The organism is Leifsonia sp. 10N434 (assembly GCF_056394405.1).
Genome location: NZ_JBFTHV010000002.1, coordinates 737,303 through 753,635 on the forward strand (window position 1 = coordinate 737,303; position 16,333 = coordinate 753,635).

Genomic DNA, 16,333 nt, shown 5'->3' on the forward strand with positions numbered 1-16,333 from the left:
CGGCGTCAGGCGGCCAGCACCTCGTCGAGCTGCTGGTAGCCGTCGGTCATTCCCTTCTCCATGCCGGACGAGACCATGCCGTCCCGCGCCTCGAGCGTCGGATACACCGCGTGTCCGACGAGGCGGCTGCGGCCGCCCTCGAGCGGCTCGAACGTGATGGACTCGATGCTCACCACATCCGGGTACCCCTCGAACTCGAAGGTCTGGATGGCGAACTCGTTGTCGCGCACGACGTGGAAGACACCGCGGAAGGCGTACTCCTCGCCGGACGGGTCGCGGTGGATGTAGCGGTAGCCGCCTCCCGTGCTGAAGTCGTACTCCTCCAGGTCCATGTCGTAGCCGCGCGGCCCGAGCCAGCGCGCGAAGAGCTCCGGGTCCTTGTGGGCGCGGAACACCTTCTCGACGGGAGCGTCGAATTCGCGCACGAAGTCGACGAACGGCAGCCCCTCGGGGGCGGTGACAGTGAGTGCATTGCTCATGATCTGTTCTCCTTGTGCGATCGATTGCCGGGCGCCCCCTGCTCCGCGTCGAGCTCGGCGAGGACGGTGTCCAGCGAACGGAATTGCTGTTCATGGATGAGGCGGTAATGGTCGATCCAGGCGGTGAGCTCTTCGAGCGCGCCGGCGTTCAGATGAACCGGACGTCGCTGCGCCTCCTTGGTGCGGGTGACGAGCCGCGCCTCCTCCAGCACGTGGATGTGCCGCGAGACCGCCTGCGTGGTGATCGCGAACGGTTCGGCCAGCTCGTTCACCGTCGCCGGCCCCCGGCTCAGCCGGGCGACCATCGCCCTGCGCACCGGATCGGCCAGCGCCTGGAACGCGCGGTCGAGCCGTGCCTCCGTCTCCACGCCGTCACTCATATTCAATCAATTCCTTTATCAACTGTTACGTTGAATACACTAATCCGAGCCGAGACGCGTGTCAACAGTTCCATCCGCAACCCTCCGATCGATAGGTTGGGGACGGTGAGCACCAATTCCGCGTCGCCCCTCGTGCACATCGCCAACTTCCGCATGGACTTCGGGCGCACCACGGTCATCCGCGACCTCTCCTTCGACATCGACGCCGGTGAGACCTTCGGGTTCCTGGGTAGCAACGGTTCCGGAAAGACGACGACCATCCGGGCCCTCCTCGGCATCTATCAGCCGACGGCTGGCACCCTCCACATCGACGGGCGCCCGTTCACCCCGGAGGCCGGCGGACGCCTCGGCTACCTGCCCGAGGAGCGAGGTCTCTACAAGAAGGAGTCCGTGATCGACGTCATGGTCTACTTCGGCAAGCTCAAGGGCCTCGGCGCCGAGCAGGCGAGGCGTTGGTCCCGTGGCTATCTCGAGCGCGTCGGGATCGGGGACAAGGAGAAGGTGCGCCTCGACAAGCTCTCGGGCGGTCAGCAGCAGAAGGTGCAGCTCGGCGTCACGATCATGAACGAGCCGGAACTGCTCATCCTCGACGAGCCCACCAAGGGCTTCGACCCGGTGAACCGCCGTCTGCTCATGGACATCATCGACGAGCAGAAGAAGGCCGGCTCGACCGTGATGATGGTGACCCACCAGATGGAGGAGGTCGAGCGCCTCTGCGATCGCGTCATCCTGCTCAAAGACGGTGGCGCCCGTGCATACGGCACCGTCGCCGAGGTGCAGGAGCAGTTCGGCGGCACGATCGTGCACGTCGATCACGACGGTGCCATCCCGCCGTCGCCCCAGTACGCGATCCTTTCGGATTCCGGCGGGCACGCACAGCTCGAGGTCGCCAATGACGCCGACACAGCGGCCATCCTGCGCACGCTCGTCGACGCGGGCCTGGACATCACCCGCTTCGCCCCCACCCGCAAATCCCTCGACGACATCTTCGTCGAGGTCTACGGAGCCGAGAACAGGGATCTGGACTGACCATGGCACAGCACAACCTCGGAACCGTGATCTCGTTCGAGTTCCTCCGCACGGTCAGCAAGCGCCGCTTCTGGGCGATCACGCTCTTCATCCCGATCGTCATGATCGGGCTGATCACTCTGATCGTCGCCTCCAACGTCTCGACCGCCAACACGGCCGACGCCCAGAAGAACGCACGCGTGACCTTCGTCTACACGGATGCCTCCGGCCTCGTCGATCCCGCCCTGGCCACCAAGGCGGGCGGCAAGCAGATCACGGATGAGGCGGCCGGTGTGGCTGCGGTGAAGAACGGCGACTCGGAGGCGTTCTTCGCGTACCCGGCCGATCCTGCGACGCAGACGGTGAAGGTCTACGGCGCCGACGCCGGGCTCTTCGCCAACGGCAAGTACTCGTCGGTCGCCCAGGCCGTGCTGTCGGCGAGCGTGCAGGAGCGGGTCGATTCGAAGGTGTACGTCGCCGTGCTGCGCGATCAGGTGCAGACGACGACCGTCACGTTCAAAGACGGCGCGGTCGCGCCCGGCTTCGAGGCGATCATCCCTGCGCTCTTCTTCGTGCTCGTCTTCTTCATCGTCATCGTGTTCCTCGGCAACCAGATGCTGAACTCGACCCTCGAGGAGAAGGAGAACCGGGTCACCGAGATGATCCTGACCACGATCAATCCGACGAGCCTGCTCGTGGGCAAGGTGATCTCGCTCTTCATGATCGGCATCATCCAGATGATCGTCTTCTCCCTGCCCGTGCTGATCGGATACGTGTTCTTCCGCTCACAGCTGTCGATCCCCGAGCTCGCGCTCTCCGGGCTCGTGTTCGAGCCCGAGAAGATGATCGTCGGCGTACTCATCCTGATCGGCGGTTTCGCTCTGTTCACCGGCACGCTGGTGGCGGTCGGCGCTGTGATGCCGACGGCCAAAGACGCCGCTCCCGTCTTCTCGGTCGTGATCTTCTCGATCGTCATCCCGCTGTACGCATCCGGATTCGCGGTGAGCTCGCCCGACTCGCCGATCGTGCAGGTGCTCGCCTACTTCCCGTACACGGCACCGGTCACGGCGCTGATCCTGAACGCCTTCGGCACGCTGCCGCTCTGGCAGGCGATCATCATCATCCTCGAGCTGTTCATCCTGTCGGCGATCGTGCTGCGTATCGCCGTCCGGCTGTTCCGTTACGGATCGATCGAGTACACGAACAAGGTGAAGATCCGAGACGTGCTGTCGCGCCGCGCGACCGTGGAACCGCAGGCGGGCCGCTGATGCGCGCGATCACGGTGCCGACGCCCGGCGACGCGCACGTTCTGACCATGACGGAGGTCGCCGAACCGGTGCCGGGAGACCGCGACGTGCTCATCCGCGTCGCCGCGGCCGGCCTCAACGGCGCTGACATCTCGCAGCGCCGCGGATACTACCCGTCGCCTCCTGGCGCGCCGGAGTGGCCCGGCCTCGAGGTCTCGGGAGAGATCGTCGACACCGGATCGTCCGTCACCGAATGGTCGGCCGGCGACCTCGTCTGCGCGCTGCTGCCGGGTGGCGGCTACGCCGAGTTCGTCACCGTCGACGCGGGACTGGTGCTGCCGGTGCCGCCGGGCGTCGACCTGGTCGAGGCGGCCGGGCTCCCCGAGGTGGTGGCCACCGTCTGGTCGAACGTCTTCCTGAGTGCCGGGCTGCTCCGCGGCGACAGCCTGCTCGCGCACGGCGGCTCCAGCGGCATCGGCTCGATGGCGATCCAGCTCGGCGTCGCCTTCGGCGCACGGGTCTTCGCGACCGCGGGAAACCCGGAGAAGGTGGCATTCTGCCGCGAGCTCGGCGCTGAGGTCGCCATCGACTACCGCGAGCAGGACTTCGTGGAAGTCGTGCGCCAGGAGACCGATGGCACCGGCGTGGACGTGGTGCTCGACATCGTCGGCGGCGATTACATCGCCAGAGACCTGGAGGCGCTGGCGACGGGCGGCCGGGTGATGTCGATCGCCAATCGCAGCGCCCAGCCGAGCACGATCGACGTGAACCGCCTGATGCACAAGCGGGCGAAGATCTGGGGCACGACGCTGCGTGCGCGGCCGCTCGCCGAGCGTGTTGCCATCATCACCTCCGTGCGGGAGAACGTCTGGCCGCACCTTGCGGCGGGACGCATCCGGCCTGTCATCGACTCGGTCTTCCCTCTCGAGGACGCGACGCAGGCGCATCTGCGGATGGAGTCGTCGCGCCACCTCGGGAAGATCCTGCTGCAGCTGCGCTAGCCCTGCGCGACCACACCTCGATCGGAACGGCGGCCGCAGCACCGACCGCATAGGCGACCAGATCGATCCAGGAGAAGGTCGACCCGACGACGAGTGCAGCACCGGGAACGGTGCGCGAGAGTTCGGCAGGCACCGGTGTGAGCTGCCACAGTTCGATCGCCGCGCAGGCGGCGAGGGCGATCGCCGGAGCGATCCCGATGCGCACAGCGGGCAGCACGATCGCGATCAGCACCGCCACGAAGCTCGCGTAGAGGGCGTCCGCCACGAAAGCGCCGACAGCTCCGATCGCGAAGGCGTGCACGGCCAGGCCGCCGAGCAGGATGACCGCCGCGGCGACAGCGAGGCGGATGCGGCGCGCGGATCGTCGGGACATGCCATCGACGCTACGCAGGCGCGAGCGCGCACGCATCCGCCTGCCGATGGATTCACCGACGCCGCGCGGTGGGAGGATCGACGCATGACCGATTCGCTCCGCGCGCCCTCCGACGACGCCCTGTTCGCCCTCCCGAAGGCCGAGCTGCACCTGCACATCGAGGGCACCCTCGAGCCGGATCTCGCGTTCGAGCTGGCGGCCCCCAACGAGATCCCCCTCCCGTACGCCTCGGTCGACGAGCTCGAACGCCGCTACGACTTCAGCGACCTCCAGTCGTTCCTCGACCTCTACTACGCCACGATGGATGTGCTGCGCACCGAGTCCGACTTCGCCGAGCTGACCCGGCGGTATCTCGCGAAGGCGACGTCGCAGGGCCTCCGGCACGTCGAGCTGTTCTTCGATCCGCAGGCGCACACCGCCCGCGGCGTCCGGATCGAGACGGTGATCGACGGGATCGGAGCCGCCCTCGACGAGGCGGAGCGCGACCTCGGCATCTCCAGCGGTCTCATCCTCAGCTTCCTCCGCGACCAGCCCGTCGACGACGCCGACCGCACGCTCAGCGCGGCGCTCGGGCGCACCGATCGCATCATCGGCGTCGGCCTCGACTCGGCCGAGGTCGGCTATCCGCCGTCGCTCTTCGAAGGTGTCTACGCCCGTGCCAGGGCCGAAGGTCTCCACGTCGTGGCGCACGCGGGTGAGGAGGGGCCGCCCGAATACATCCGGCAGGCTCTCGACCTGCTCGGCGCCGAGCGCATCGACCACGGCATCCGGGCCATCGAGGACCCGGAGCTGGTGGCCCGGCTGGCGTCGGAGGGCATCGCGCTGACCATGTGCCCGCTCTCGAACGTGCGGCTGCGCACGATCGACACCCTGAGCGAGCATCCGTTGCGCCGGCTCGATGCCGCCGGCGTGCGCGTCACGGTGAACTCCGACGACCCGGCGTACTTCGGCGGCTACGTCGGCGACAATTTCGTCGCGGTGCGCGATGCGCTGGGCGTGACCTCGGACGAGGCACGACGCTTCGCCCGCACGTCGTTCGAGGCGTCGTTCGCTCCGGACGAGCGCAAGCGCGAGCTGCTGGCCGAGGTCGACGCCTGGGAGGGCTGACCGCTCACTCCTCGCCGATGTCCTCGTTCCAGAGATCGGGGTGGTCGTGGATGAACGCTCCCATGGTCGCGATGAGCGCGGGGTCGTTCACCACGGTCACCTCCACGCCTTGCTCGGCCAGCCAGTGGTGACCGCCGAGGAAGCTCTGGTCATCGCCGACGATCACCCGGCCGATGCCGAACTGCTTCACGAGCCCGGAGCAGTACCAGCACGGTGAGAGCGTGGTGACCATCACGGTGTCCCGGTAGCTCCGCTGGCGGCCGGCCGCGCGAAAGGCGTTCGTCTCCGCGTGCATGGATGCGTCGCCATCCTGAACGCGGCGGTTGTGTCCGCGCCCGAGCAGACGTCCGTCGCGGGTGAACAGCGCCGCGCCGATCGGGATGCCGCCCTCCTCTGCGCCGATCCTCGCCTCCTCCGCAGCGACGGCCAGCAGCTCCGCGTCGGTCGTCATGCGACATCGTCCGCCGCGTCGACCCCGATCACGTCGGCCGGACGCTGCGAGAGCGGAGCGCCGAGGGCCGGCTTGAACACCCGGAACAGCACCCAGTAGAGCAGTGCCGCCAGCACGAACCCGACCAGTGGGGTGAGATCGCCGATCGGCGCCGCCTTCGCCAGCATCCCGGTGTAGAACGTCTGGTTCGAGAACAGCCAGATCGACAGGAACCCCGCCACCACGAGCGCGATCACCCCGGCCGGGTTGCGGTACCTGGCATGCGCCGGCACCAGGCTGGCGATCTCCGTGCCCCGTCGCAGCACGCGGTCGGTGAGCACGACGCCCAGCCACGGTGCGATCCAGTACGCGATGACGAGAAGGAAGTTCTCGTACTTGGTCCCGGCGTCGGCGAGGGCACTCCAGGCGATGAAGAACCCGATGACGCCGAATCCGAGGGCGACGATGGCGCGCCGCAGCGCGAACGGGATCTTGATCCCGGCGGCCAGGAACGACATCGCGCCCGAATAGATGTTGAGCGCATTCGCCGCGATCGCGCCGACGGCGATGGCGAGCAGGGTGAGATCGCGGATGACGACAGGCATGCTCGCCGTGAACGACGCGGTGGGATCGTCCGGGTTGAAGCCGGCGATCGTGGCAGCAGCGGCCCCGGCCGCCATGAGCACGATGCAGCCGACGAAATTGCCGAGCCCGGCGGCCCAGGCGATCGCCTTCGTGCTGGTGTTCGCCGGCAGGTAGCGGCTGTAGTCGGAGGCGTACGGGTTCCAGCCCGCCGCATAGCCGAACGCGGCCGCCGCCGTGAGGGTGAAGCCGGCGAAGCTGAAGCCGCCGCCCTTCACCGGCCCGGCGAGGTTCGCGTGCAGGAAGATCGTGACGGTGGCCACCAGGAAGATGGCGCCCAGGACGTACGTCGCGTAGCGCTCGAAGAGCTGAACGAGATCGTGGCCGATGAAGGCGACCACCACTTCGATCACCACGACGATGAGCAGCGCCAGCACCGTCGGCATCCCGGTGAGCGTCGCGAGCGCGAACGCCCCGCTGACGGAGTTGACCGCGAACCAGCCGAGCCCGGCCATCACCGTGTTGAGCGCGGCGGGGAGGATGTTGCCGCGGTTGCCGAAGGCCGTGCGGCCGATCACCATCTGGGCGAGACCCTCTCGCGGCCCCCACGTCGACAGGATGCCCTGCGATGCGGCCCCGAAAGCTGTACCGATCACGAGCGCGAGCATCGCCTGCCAGAAGCCGAGCCCGAAGAAGGCCACGGCGATGACGCCGACGAAGATGGTCGCGAACTCGAGGTTCGGCGCCGTCCAGGTCGCCATCAGCTGCCACGGAGAGCCGTGCCTGCGCTCGGCGGGGATCGCCTCGATGCCGCCCGACTCGATACTGGCGGCGCTGGTGCGCGGCGTGCGGGCCGGCTCGGTTTCCATCGTGGGAGCGTTCGTCATGCACGCAGCCTAGGAGCGCGACGCCGCGCTGTCGGGCGGAGGACACCGAACTTCACATGCTGTTTACAAAGGGCAACTACCCGCTCGCCCGGTGGCCCATCGGCGTATGGTCGGGCCATGGGCGACGACGACCCGACGGTGACGAATCCCGACCACTACTCCGTGCTGTGGGAGAACGACCTCGTGCGCGTGCTGGAATACCACGACGAGCCCGGCGAGGCCACGACGCCGCACCACCATCCGAACAGCGTCATGGTGACCCTGACGGGCTTCCGACGCCGACTGTTCTCCAGCGGCCGCGCGGTCGACGTCGAGCTGCCCGCCGGACGCGCCGTCTGGCTCGGAGCCCAGCGCCACGCGGGAGAGAACACGGGCGACTCCCCCACCCGCACGATCATCGTCGAGCTGAAGGGCGAGGCCGCAGGCGAGGACACGGGAACCGCTCTCGGTCCGGACTCTGTCGGCGCCCCAGCAGATCGTCCCAATTAGCTGCCCCTCAAGTGCTTTTCGCCTGCAGATTTATGCAGTCCGTACGCGGCTCGCGCGCCAACGTGCAAGCCGTCCCGGTAGCGGATCCGCTTGCGGAGGCGTTCGCATGGGAGGTAGCGGGTTCAAGCCCCGTTACTCACCCGGTCCGCTGAGGGATCTTTACCGGTATTCGAGCGATCGGGTCCATTGGCGTGGCCATGAGCTGTCGGGAAAACGTGAAATATAGGTGCCGACCGGAGGGTTGGGCCACGTGAACGCATCCGGACTGTACCGGAGACGATACTCGACGTCCTTGAAGGGCAGCGGCCAAGGCCCCGGTTCGTGCCACAACCTAACAGGGTCGAGTTCAACGTCGAGATCCTCGATAAGGTCGGCAAGCGACGCGATCGCGCCCGCGAGGTCATCGTTCTGCCGCCTCGCGTGTGCATCGTGGGTCTCGACCGCCCACACACCGCGCAGTGACCTCTCACCAGGAACGTCCAGTGTCACCCCTACTCGAGTTCCCGTGCCTCCGGGCTGTTCGCTCAGATAAAGGAGGGCGGGAGGCGCTTCAAGTTCGCCGATCTCGAAGGGGCGGTCAGCGATCACGCCTTCAATGGGTCGGAGGGCGTAACCATCGAGGAACGGAAGCTTGCAGCCGTTGTGCCACATATACAGCGTGACAACATCGTGCGGAAGCTCCATCGGCGCGACCGCATCACGCAAATCAGCTAACTGCTGGGAGGTCGCGGGAGGAGCGAAAACGCCGGGTCCCTATTGCCGCAATGCAAGAAGTCCGTCAAGACGATCCAGCTGATCGCTCAGATTCACAGGATCAATCCTTACAAGCAGCCATGATCGGGTTCAGTCCCATTCTTGGGGTCAGGGGCCGACACTCTGCCTGGCCCCGTAGAGCGATCCTTCAGCGAACGTGGGTTGAAGTTGTGCCCTGGCATGCTTGCTGACATGTTGCGGATTGACGTCGTTGGTGAAGATGACTGGTCGGTGTGGCGGTCGCTCCGGTTACGAGCGTTGCAGGAGGCGCCCTTCGCTTTCGGATCGACCTACACGGAGTGGAGGGACGCGCGAGAGCCACGCTGGCGGCAGCGGTTGCGAGGGCCGGGATCGTTGAACGTTGTTGCTGCTTGGAACGGCTCGTTGGTCGGAATGGCGAGTGGAGTGCCCGGGACGCGTCCTGACGCGATCGAGCTGGTGTCCATGTGGGTGGACCCTTCAGCGCGCGGGACAGGCGTTGCGGATGCGCTGATCGCGTCAATCGAGCAGTGGGCAACTTCTCGTGCCGAGGAACTTCGGTTGGCTGTCGTGCCGACGAATGGTCGTGCGATTGCGGTCTACCGACGACACGGATTCGAATTGGCCGACGAGCAGGGCGACCTGCTCCGAGACGGCTCCGGACGCGAAATGGTTATGAAGAAGGCCCTCAACGCAGTGTCCCAGTAGGGCATCTTCGAGCGGACGGATTGATTTGTTCTCGTTCTATGGGATGACATCGCTGCTGGCGATGTCGGCAGGCCCTAGTTTGATTGCATGTCCATCCGGTCCCGTGTGCGCATGGCACTGCCTGCGCTGTTGTCCTTGCTGTTCGTCGCCGCGTGGTGGGCCACCCAGATGGGCGAATACGCGTACTCGGTTCCGGTGCGCACTGACACCTTTGCAACAACCCCGTACGCGGCAGCGATCCTCGTCGGCTTCGCGGTGTCCTGCGCGATAGCGCGATGGATGCCGCTGCCCGCGTTCGGCCTCGCGGCCGGGATGTTGGTTCTGCAGGTCGCGTTTTGGCCAGCCCGGTTCAGCCAAACCGGATGGACGGCCTATCTGCTTCTTCTGCTGCTCGCTGCGGAGTTAGCGGCTTTCACACCCGAGAGGTGGCGTCGACTGCTGTTGGGTGGTGTCATCGTTCTCGGCCTAACCGTTGCGGCACTGTTGAACCTTCCGTCACTTTCCTTTTCCGGTCAGTGGGGCACAATCAACGGAAAGGCCTGGACCTCGGACGAGCTCTGGATCGGCTGGGCCACCTGGTCGGCTGTCAACACCGTCCTCGTTCTGCTTTGCTGGCGAGCGGGCGCGAAATTGCATCGTCAGGCGCACCTCGACGATGAGACGGCGGAACCCGCTACGGCCGCACGGGCGGATGCGAGTCCGTCGCTAACCCCGCGGGAGCAACAGATATTCGACCTCGTGGGCCAGTGCCTAACCAACCCGGAGATTGCCGCAACCGCCCACATAAGTGTGACGACCGTCAAGACACACGTCGCTCACATCCTGGCCAAGACCCACAGCAGCTCACGATCCAAGCTCATAACACTCGCTCACCGCACAACCAGCTCCGAAACCGCCGACGAAATGGCATGACGTCGCGAACGCCCAGGCACCGATCCACGACGTGTTCTGCAAGAAGAGGAAGATCCACGACACGATCCTCCACTACCGCTGCGCTACGGAGGGCGAGGCTGGGTCCGTTCCGTGTCGATCAGACACGGCCGTGCACGAACACCGAGGGGCCAGCGGATGGAGATTGCCAGTGCGCCGCTATGCTCGTCCAGTGATTGAGCCGGTGCTGATAAGCGATCCGCGGGTGACTGGGCTTCCTGCAAGCGACTCAGGTGAGAAGATGCTCGACCTCGAGGCGGCCGGAGTATTGAGGTTCTCGGGACGGAAGCGGGCGGCTAATCCGAGAATCGGTTTCGCTCGGGAAACGGTGGCGGAGCTGCTGGCAGATGCTGCCGCGATGCTTCCGGCCGGCATTGTCTTGCTCGGCGTCGAAGCCTATCGACCGCCGCCGCTGCAGCTGTTGTACTACCGCACTTACATGGAACGCCTGCGCGCCGAGCGTCCGGAACTGAGCGTCGCCGAGTTAGAGGTGTCGACCTCCAGGTTTGTCTCGCCACCAGAGGTAGCGCCTCACCCGAGCGGGGCAGCGATCGACCTCACCCTTTGCACCGAGGCGGGTGTGGAGTTAGACCTGGGATGCGCCGTCGACGCAACGCCGGAGGCGTCCCTCGGTGCCTGTTACACCGGCGCAGACGATCTCTCAGATGAGGCCGCCGCGAACAGGCGGCTTCTGGTCGAAACGCTCTCGGCCGCTGGGCTCGTGAATTACCCGACCGAGTGGTGGCATTGGTCGTTCGGTGACCGATACTGGGCGATGGCCACTGGAGCTCCTGCAGCGCTCTACGCAGCCGTGGCTGCCTGACCCGAAGATGCACCCGCCCGCGGCGACTGACATCGCAAACGGTGCTGCGAGCGACCCACAGCGGGTAATGGTCGAATGTCCTGCGCGCCTCTCGAGCCTGGCCCGCCCCTAACAGTGCTCAACCCCTGTCCGCTGGCCGATCGGTCAGCGTGCGCTTCGCAGATGCAACAGAGCGAGGACCGTGGCGTCGCTATCGAGAATCTCAACGACCGCCACGGCGTTCGCAGTTTCGCGGTCGCCCTCCGTCGCAGTTACCGACGGCCCAAGCGTCACGTGGGGTCGATATCCCTCTCGCCAGTACGCCGGTTCTTCAACGGCGAAACCAGGGAGGGACTCGAGTTGATCGGCAAGACGAATGTGCCCGCTGACCGCCTGTTCCGAATCCACGAGCCGGACTCGCACATCATGGTTCGGCCCGAATAGCGCCTGTTGACAGAAGCGAACGTTCAGCGGTTCGGCCGTGGGGATTGCTTCGGTGACGAGCTCGACGATCCGGTCAGGGGTCGCGGCTGTGGTGAAGTTTGAGGCGAGGGTGACGTGCGCCGGCCATACCCGGCGGCTGATAGTCGTGCCGATATCGAGCGGAATAAACAGTGCGACAACGGCATAGCTCCTCATAGGCCGACCCTATGGCAAGCGAAGCGTCTCGATTGCGGATCCGCTTGCGGACGTTCATGAGTGGACCGACATTGCCGCGGCTTTTCTCGGAGGTGGCGCTGCCGGTGGGGGCCCGTGCGGTTAGCCCTGCGCGTGTGACCAGACACCATGTGCGGTGACCCAGACAGTCGGTGCTGTGGAATCTGGCGTTTCGCCGGAATTAAGTGGGACGTGAACGGTCGTCTGTTCGCCGTCCCATGTGTGACCGGCGTATCGCGTGGATAACATCAGGAACCGGCCAGTGACTTCGCCTTCGCTGCCGTCAGCATCCGGGTTGGATTGAGTTATGAGAGCACCGGATGCTGTCAGCGGCCTGTCCAGTCTCACGCGTGCATCTGGTGTGCTTCGAGCGGAACGGGCAGACACCCATTCGACGACGACCCCGTGAACCTCGGTCCCGTTTATGTCGCCTCCCATCGGGCCGTCGTCCCAGGCAACGCGCACCGAATCACCGACGTGCAAAGGCTTGGCCACGGACGCAAATTATCACGAGCTGCAGCGATTATTCGGCTGGTTCGGCGGTGCCGGAGAGTCGCGGTGGCCGTTCCAGAGTCGTCCGCTCGAGGATCGCCTAACGTAACGATTCGCGCACTCCGGTAAATGAGGTTGTATTGGCTGATGGCCGCTGACTACCGATTCTCATCTGATCCCGCCGATCTTGTTCGGTCGCAAATCCACCGCTGGATCAGTGAGGAGTCCTACTGGGCTCCCGGTCGCTCTCGCGCGAAGCAGGATGCCGCCATCGACGGATCAAGCAACTTCGGCGTTTACGACATTGGGTCAGGCCAACAGGTCGCATATGCGCGGGCGGTCACCGACGGGGTGACCTTTGCCTGGCTATGCGATGTGTTTGTCGACCACCAGGTGCGCGGCCGCGGCGTCGACGCACTCCTTGTCGCCGGCATCATCGACTACTTCGGACCTCTTGACCTGCGCCGGATTGCTCTCTCCACGAACGACGCGCACGGCCTGTATTCCAAGTTCGGATTCGAGTCCCTTATCGATCCAACCACCTGGATGGAACGCATCGGCAACCTTGAGGCGTAAGCAATGGCCTGCTTCAGGCCGCCCGCTGCGGGATCGTCGTGCGGGCATCTTCGTTAGTCCGGGCCGGAGAAGCTGAGGGTGACCGAGGTTGATGCAGGGCGAAAGTCGCCGGCCAAACGGATGAGCTTGCGGCGAGCAGCCCATCCCCGCCCGCGGGTTTCGCTATGGTCAGTCGTCTCTACGAACAGCTCAAACCGCCGGTCGCCTTTCTCAACCTTGACCCAGTCGAGGATCGCTTCGACGGACGCGGCTCCCGTGATCCGTTGCGGATCATGCCGGGCAGCTTGTTCAACGTCGTCCCCGGTCCAAAAACAGACCCAATAGATCGACGCGTCTTCCTGTTGCGCATCGAAATATGACTCATCCCATACCACTCGCACTCGGTCCCCCTTCTCCGTTCCGACGCTATCGCCACTGGACAATTGATACGCAGCGAAACCGTGAAGACATCGGCATAGGGCCGCCACATGCACCGGCGCGCGGTGAAGGCGAGATGCGCGGTGAGGGATCACTTTCCGGCGAAGGTCAGCCGCGTTTTTCATCGTGTAGCTCCGAAGCGTGTTGGGCTTTGAGCCTCACGAAGGCCCATATCCGAATGGCAACCCCCACGCCGAGAATTGCGACGACCAGCCAAAGCACGACGAGCCCACCGATCGGCCAGCGGTTAAGAAGCCCGTACACAAGCCACGCAACGGCCCCGCCGAATATAAGAACACTCACGACGATGAATCTCAGCAACGATGCTCGGGACTCCGGAAAGTTCTTCGGAACAGTGACATCGCGCACGACGCCAGTATCAGCTGGCGCTGGCCCTGTGTCTATGGCAAACGCGCCTCAGCGCACGATGGAGGATTCTCAACCGTGCGGAGGGCGATCGAGACCTCGTGTTGCCTCAGCCGCCGCAGGTGATGCGGCTCAGACAAGGGTCGATGGGAAAGGCGGCGAGGAGCAGTAGGAGCGAGCCTGAGGTTGCGATTGCCAGGACCGTGAGTGCGGCGATACCCAAAGCTCGACCCCTGTCCAGGCCGACCGCTACAAAACCGAGGGGAAAGGAAATGAGTCCGAGGAGAAGCGAACCGAGAATTGCCGCCGATTTCAGATTCACCACCAGGCTGGACACTTCCTCCTGCGCTGCAGTAAGCGATGGCCCTTCGCCGGCGGAAATGGAGGTCGCTCTGTAGATCGTCGCGTAGAGCGCCGCTGCGGAGCCGAGCATGATTAGCGCGAAGAGGGCGGTGACAATCGCGAGCCCCAGCGCGACAGCCCCAAGCGTCTTCGACTGGACGGCCCTCCGAGCCGTGGGCCGTGGGTCTTGAAGGGCTGCCATGCGGGAAGCCTATCCACGAGATCGGACGCCGATCGCTCCGGTCCGAAGCAAAGCGATCGGTGATCGGGCGGTCGGGTGACTCTGTCCGGTAGAGGATCCGCTACCGGACGTCTCCGTCGCGACAATCGGTACAGTGTCGCCATGACGATTCGACCTCTCGTAGCGGCTGACCGGGCGCTCTTGAGGGAAGCCACGCTTGCGAACGCGAATTGGAACGGGCCGCATTTCACACTCGATGATGTGGATGGCACCCACGAGCTTTCGCACTACTTCACGAGCTTTCCCTCAGGTCGCGACTTCGGGCTGGCAGACGTCGACGGAAATACCGTCAGAGCTGTGGCCTGGCTGTTGTTTCTTCCGGCCGAGGACCCTGGATACGGGTTCGTCGACGCGGACATTCCCGAGCTGAGCATCACGACGTTCGCGGGTCAGCGCGGTCAGGGCATCGGTAGTGCTCTGCTTTCGGAATTGATCTACCGGGCTCGGAGCCGCAGCATCCGCGCCATCAGTCTCAGCGTCGCGGATGGCAACGTCGCGCGACGGCTTTACGACCGGGCCGGGTTCGAGGTCGTCGGACGGAGCGGAAGCTCGGACACGATGCTCCTCGCACTGGCTTAAGGACGATCCCGATAGACCATCCCCAGCGGGCGCGGGCCCCCAGGGGTCTCACGGCCGACAGGCCCGCTTGATCAGGCGCGCTCGACGGGGAGCCAGAGCTCGCAGGTGGCTGTGCTCAAGTCATCGGCACGGTCGAGTACGGCGACGATGGACGGCCCAGGCCGGAGCCGCCAGGGGTTCGACGGGAACCAATCCGTCGCGGTCGCAGCCCATGCCTCCTGCAGCGCAGCCGGGTACTCGCCCTCGGTGTGGAACACCGCCCACGTGCCGGCCGGAACCTCGATCGTGTCGAGATCGTCCGCCACCGGAGCCGTGCCCGTGACAGCTACTCCATGCAGGTAGGTCAGTTCGCTTCCCTCGGTGTAGTCCGGGTCGACGTCGGCGCTGACCTGGAGCAGGCCGGCCGGTTCGGCATCGCTTAGGGCTTTGAGGCGCGCGTGCTCCGCCGCCGGCAGGGAGGCGACATGGGATTGGATGTGCGGATTGATGCCCTCGTGAATGAGGGGCACGCGGGCGGCGTGGCCGACGAGGAGAAACGCCGGCCGGTCGATGATTCGGGTGTCCATGGTGATGTTCCCTTCTACAGTCAGGCGGAACCTGAGTTGCGGTTGCGTTCGAAGGGGGCCGCCAGTTCGCTTGACACTGCCGACGCTGACGCCGTGCACTGATCGGAACGCTCGGCCGAATGCCTCAGTTGAGCCGTAGCCATACCGCACCGCGATGCTCAGCAGGTCGTCGTCTCCGAGAACATCCGCTGCCGCGACTGACATTCGGCGACGCCGGATGTAATCCGACAGCGGCATCCCAGCGAGCGACGAGAACATCCGCCGGAGGTGGTACTCCGTCGTGCCGAGTTCCCGCGCCAAGGATGCAACGTCGAGGTCGTCGTTCAGACGATCCTCGACCAGTTCGACCAGCCTGTTCAGGTCCGCGATCATGGCGCCTCCCTTCGACACCCACACTTCCGGGTCGTCACGATCGGCACCCTACTATCGCGGTCCGATCGGATCGCCTTTGTGCTCCAGAACGTGCCCTCTAGACGATCCATCAGCGTGCTCTCGCGCTCGCGCTCGCGTTCTCGTCGTTGGCAGCTCTAGACCGTCTTGTGCGCGAGAAGTATGAGCCCCGGCGCCGTCGATGCGGGGTCGAGAGTTGCTTGCAGGTCGATCACGAAGCCGCGCGCCTCGAGGAGTTCGGCAAAGGTGTCCAGAGAACGCTTGACCATGTGCACGTTCATGGGGAGCCCGCCGTAGCCCTCGGTCTTCGTGTGCGTTGATGCTCCGAGGTGGCCGCCAACGAGCAGGTAGCCGCCGGGCTTCAACTTTTCGAAGAACTGCGCGAGGACAGTGCTGAGAGAGCTGTCGGGGACGTGATGGAGAACCCACCAGCAGGTGATGCCGGCGAGACTCCGGTTTGGGGAGGGAAGCTCTGTGATCGACCCGACCTCGAAACTGATTTCCGGGTAATTCGTGCGCGCTATCTCAATGAGCCGGGGTGAAAGGTCGATG

General features: G+C 65.2%; 22 protein-coding genes. 10 read left to right on the forward strand and 12 right to left on the reverse strand.

Annotated elements, in window-relative coordinates:
• Nucleotides 1-5 precede the first annotated feature (5 nt).
• Nucleotides 6-479, reverse strand: coding sequence for an SRPBCC family protein (locus AC1DB1_RS09215; RefSeq protein ID WP_271178246.1), 474 nt, complete (start codon nt 477-479; stop codon nt 6-8).
• On the reverse strand, nt 476-859 hold the full coding sequence (locus tag AC1DB1_RS09220) for an ArsR/SmtB family transcription factor (RefSeq protein ID WP_477200527.1): 384 nt from the start codon (nt 857-859) through the stop codon (nt 476-478). Before AC1DB1_RS09220 ends, AC1DB1_RS09215 begins: the two co-directional genes overlap by 4 nt.
• A 153-nt stretch (nt 860-1,012) precedes the next feature.
• Here AC1DB1_RS09220 and AC1DB1_RS09225 point away from each other — a divergent pair, with 153 nt between their 5' ends.
• From AC1DB1_RS09225 to AC1DB1_RS09235, 3 genes are read left to right on the forward strand one after another with little or no spacing between them, the layout of a single operon-like run.
• Nucleotides 1,013-1,888, forward strand: a complete 876-nt coding sequence (locus tag AC1DB1_RS09225; protein WP_477200560.1) for an ABC transporter ATP-binding protein — start codon at nt 1,013-1,015, stop codon at nt 1,886-1,888.
• A gap of 2 nt (nt 1,889-1,890) precedes the next feature.
• Nucleotides 1,891-3,135 carry an ABC transporter permease gene (locus AC1DB1_RS09230; RefSeq protein ID WP_271178244.1) on the forward strand — a complete coding sequence of 415 codons (1,245 nt, stop codon included), beginning with the start codon at nt 1,891-1,893 and terminating at the stop codon, nt 3,133-3,135.
• On the forward strand, nt 3,135-4,115 hold the full coding sequence (locus AC1DB1_RS09235) for an NAD(P)H-quinone oxidoreductase (RefSeq protein WP_477200528.1): 981 nt from the start codon (nt 3,135-3,137) through the stop codon (nt 4,113-4,115). Before AC1DB1_RS09230 ends, AC1DB1_RS09235 begins: the two co-directional genes overlap by 1 nt.
• On the opposite strand, the gene AC1DB1_RS09240 is transcribed toward AC1DB1_RS09235, so the two are convergent.
• Entirely contained in the window at nt 4,018-4,488 is a 471-nt protein-coding gene (locus tag AC1DB1_RS09240) for a DUF2809 domain-containing protein (protein WP_477200529.1), read from the reverse strand. The two genes, AC1DB1_RS09235 and AC1DB1_RS09240, sit on opposite strands and share 98 nt — an antisense overlap.
• An 84-nt stretch (nt 4,489-4,572) precedes the next feature.
• Between AC1DB1_RS09240 and AC1DB1_RS09245 the strand changes: the two genes are divergently transcribed.
• Complete coding sequence (locus AC1DB1_RS09245) at nt 4,573-5,595, forward strand: adenosine deaminase (RefSeq protein ID WP_477200530.1); 1,023 nt, start codon at nt 4,573-4,575, stop codon at nt 5,593-5,595.
• A 4-nt stretch (nt 5,596-5,599) separates the two neighbouring features.
• Here AC1DB1_RS09245 and AC1DB1_RS09250 read toward each other — a convergent pair whose 3' ends face one another.
• Entirely contained in the window at nt 5,600-6,046 is a 447-nt protein-coding gene (locus tag AC1DB1_RS09250; protein WP_477200531.1) for a nucleoside deaminase, read from the reverse strand.
• Nucleotides 6,043-7,494, reverse strand: coding sequence for a purine-cytosine permease family protein (locus tag AC1DB1_RS09255; protein ID WP_477200532.1), 1,452 nt, complete (start codon nt 7,492-7,494; stop codon nt 6,043-6,045). The genes AC1DB1_RS09250 and AC1DB1_RS09255 overlap by 4 nt, the downstream gene beginning before the upstream one ends.
• Nucleotides 7,495-7,611: 117 nt before the next feature.
• Here AC1DB1_RS09255 and AC1DB1_RS09260 point away from each other — a divergent pair, with 117 nt between their 5' ends.
• The gene (locus AC1DB1_RS09260) at nt 7,612-7,983 is read left to right on the forward strand and encodes a cupin domain-containing protein (protein WP_477200533.1); all 372 of its coding nucleotides are present in this window, start codon (nt 7,612-7,614) and stop codon (nt 7,981-7,983) included.
• A 159-nt stretch (nt 7,984-8,142) separates the two neighbouring features.
• Here the strand turns inward: AC1DB1_RS09260 and AC1DB1_RS09265 are convergent, their stop codons facing one another.
• On the reverse strand, nt 8,143-8,667 hold the full coding sequence (locus AC1DB1_RS09265; protein WP_477200534.1) for a hypothetical protein: 525 nt from the start codon (nt 8,665-8,667) through the stop codon (nt 8,143-8,145).
• A gap of 261 nt (nt 8,668-8,928) precedes the next feature.
• Between AC1DB1_RS09265 and AC1DB1_RS09270 the strand changes: the two genes are divergently transcribed.
• The 3 genes from AC1DB1_RS09270 (at nt 8,929) to AC1DB1_RS09280 (ending at nt 11,176) form a co-directional block, all read left to right on the forward strand.
• Nucleotides 8,929-9,423 (forward strand): GNAT family N-acetyltransferase, encoded by a 495-nt coding sequence (locus tag AC1DB1_RS09270; protein WP_477200535.1) that lies wholly within the window; start codon nt 8,929-8,931, stop codon nt 9,421-9,423.
• A gap of 87 nt (nt 9,424-9,510) precedes the next feature.
• Nucleotides 9,511-10,335: a LuxR C-terminal-related transcriptional regulator gene (locus AC1DB1_RS09275; RefSeq protein ID WP_477200536.1), complete on the forward strand. Its 825-nt coding sequence runs from the start codon at nt 9,511-9,513 to the stop codon at nt 10,333-10,335.
• Nucleotides 10,336-10,525: 190 nt separating this feature from the next.
• Nucleotides 10,526-11,176, forward strand: a complete 651-nt coding sequence (locus AC1DB1_RS09280) for a M15 family metallopeptidase (protein WP_477200537.1) — start codon at nt 10,526-10,528, stop codon at nt 11,174-11,176.
• Between the two features lie 144 nt (nt 11,177-11,320).
• Here the strand turns inward: AC1DB1_RS09280 and AC1DB1_RS09285 are convergent, their stop codons facing one another.
• Complete coding sequence (locus tag AC1DB1_RS09285; protein WP_477200538.1) at nt 11,321-11,794, reverse strand: 2'-5' RNA ligase family protein; 474 nt, start codon at nt 11,792-11,794, stop codon at nt 11,321-11,323.
• A gap of 657 nt (nt 11,795-12,451) precedes the next feature.
• On the opposite strand from AC1DB1_RS09285, the gene AC1DB1_RS09290 reads away from it, so the two are divergent.
• Nucleotides 12,452-12,880 (forward strand): GNAT family N-acetyltransferase, encoded by a 429-nt coding sequence (locus AC1DB1_RS09290; RefSeq protein WP_477200539.1) that lies wholly within the window; start codon nt 12,452-12,454, stop codon nt 12,878-12,880.
• Between the two features lie 53 nt (nt 12,881-12,933).
• Here AC1DB1_RS09290 and AC1DB1_RS09295 read toward each other — a convergent pair whose 3' ends face one another.
• From AC1DB1_RS09295 to AC1DB1_RS09305, 3 genes are all read right to left on the reverse strand, one after another.
• Nucleotides 12,934-13,260 (reverse strand): hypothetical protein, encoded by a 327-nt coding sequence (locus tag AC1DB1_RS09295; RefSeq protein WP_477200540.1) that lies wholly within the window; start codon nt 13,258-13,260, stop codon nt 12,934-12,936.
• Between the two features lie 145 nt (nt 13,261-13,405).
• On the reverse strand, nt 13,406-13,666 hold the full coding sequence (locus AC1DB1_RS09300) for a hypothetical protein (RefSeq protein WP_477200541.1): 261 nt from the start codon (nt 13,664-13,666) through the stop codon (nt 13,406-13,408).
• Between the two features lie 106 nt (nt 13,667-13,772).
• Entirely contained in the window at nt 13,773-14,207 is a 435-nt protein-coding gene (locus AC1DB1_RS09305) for a hypothetical protein (RefSeq protein WP_477200542.1), read from the reverse strand.
• 180 nt (nt 14,208-14,387) lie between these two features.
• Between AC1DB1_RS09305 and AC1DB1_RS09310 the strand changes: the two genes are divergently transcribed.
• A complete protein-coding gene (locus tag AC1DB1_RS09310; RefSeq protein WP_477200543.1) occupies nt 14,388-14,825 on the forward strand; it encodes an N-acetyltransferase family protein in 438 nt (145 codons plus the stop codon).
• A 71-nt stretch (nt 14,826-14,896) separates the two neighbouring features.
• On the opposite strand, the gene AC1DB1_RS09315 is transcribed toward AC1DB1_RS09310, so the two are convergent.
• Nucleotides 14,897-15,763, reverse strand: a complete 867-nt coding sequence (locus tag AC1DB1_RS09315) for an AraC family transcriptional regulator (protein WP_477200544.1) — start codon at nt 15,761-15,763, stop codon at nt 14,897-14,899.
• A gap of 155 nt (nt 15,764-15,918) precedes the next feature.
• On the reverse strand, nt 15,919-16,333 hold a 415-nt coding region (locus AC1DB1_RS09320), incomplete at its 5' end, for a class I SAM-dependent methyltransferase (RefSeq protein ID WP_477200545.1).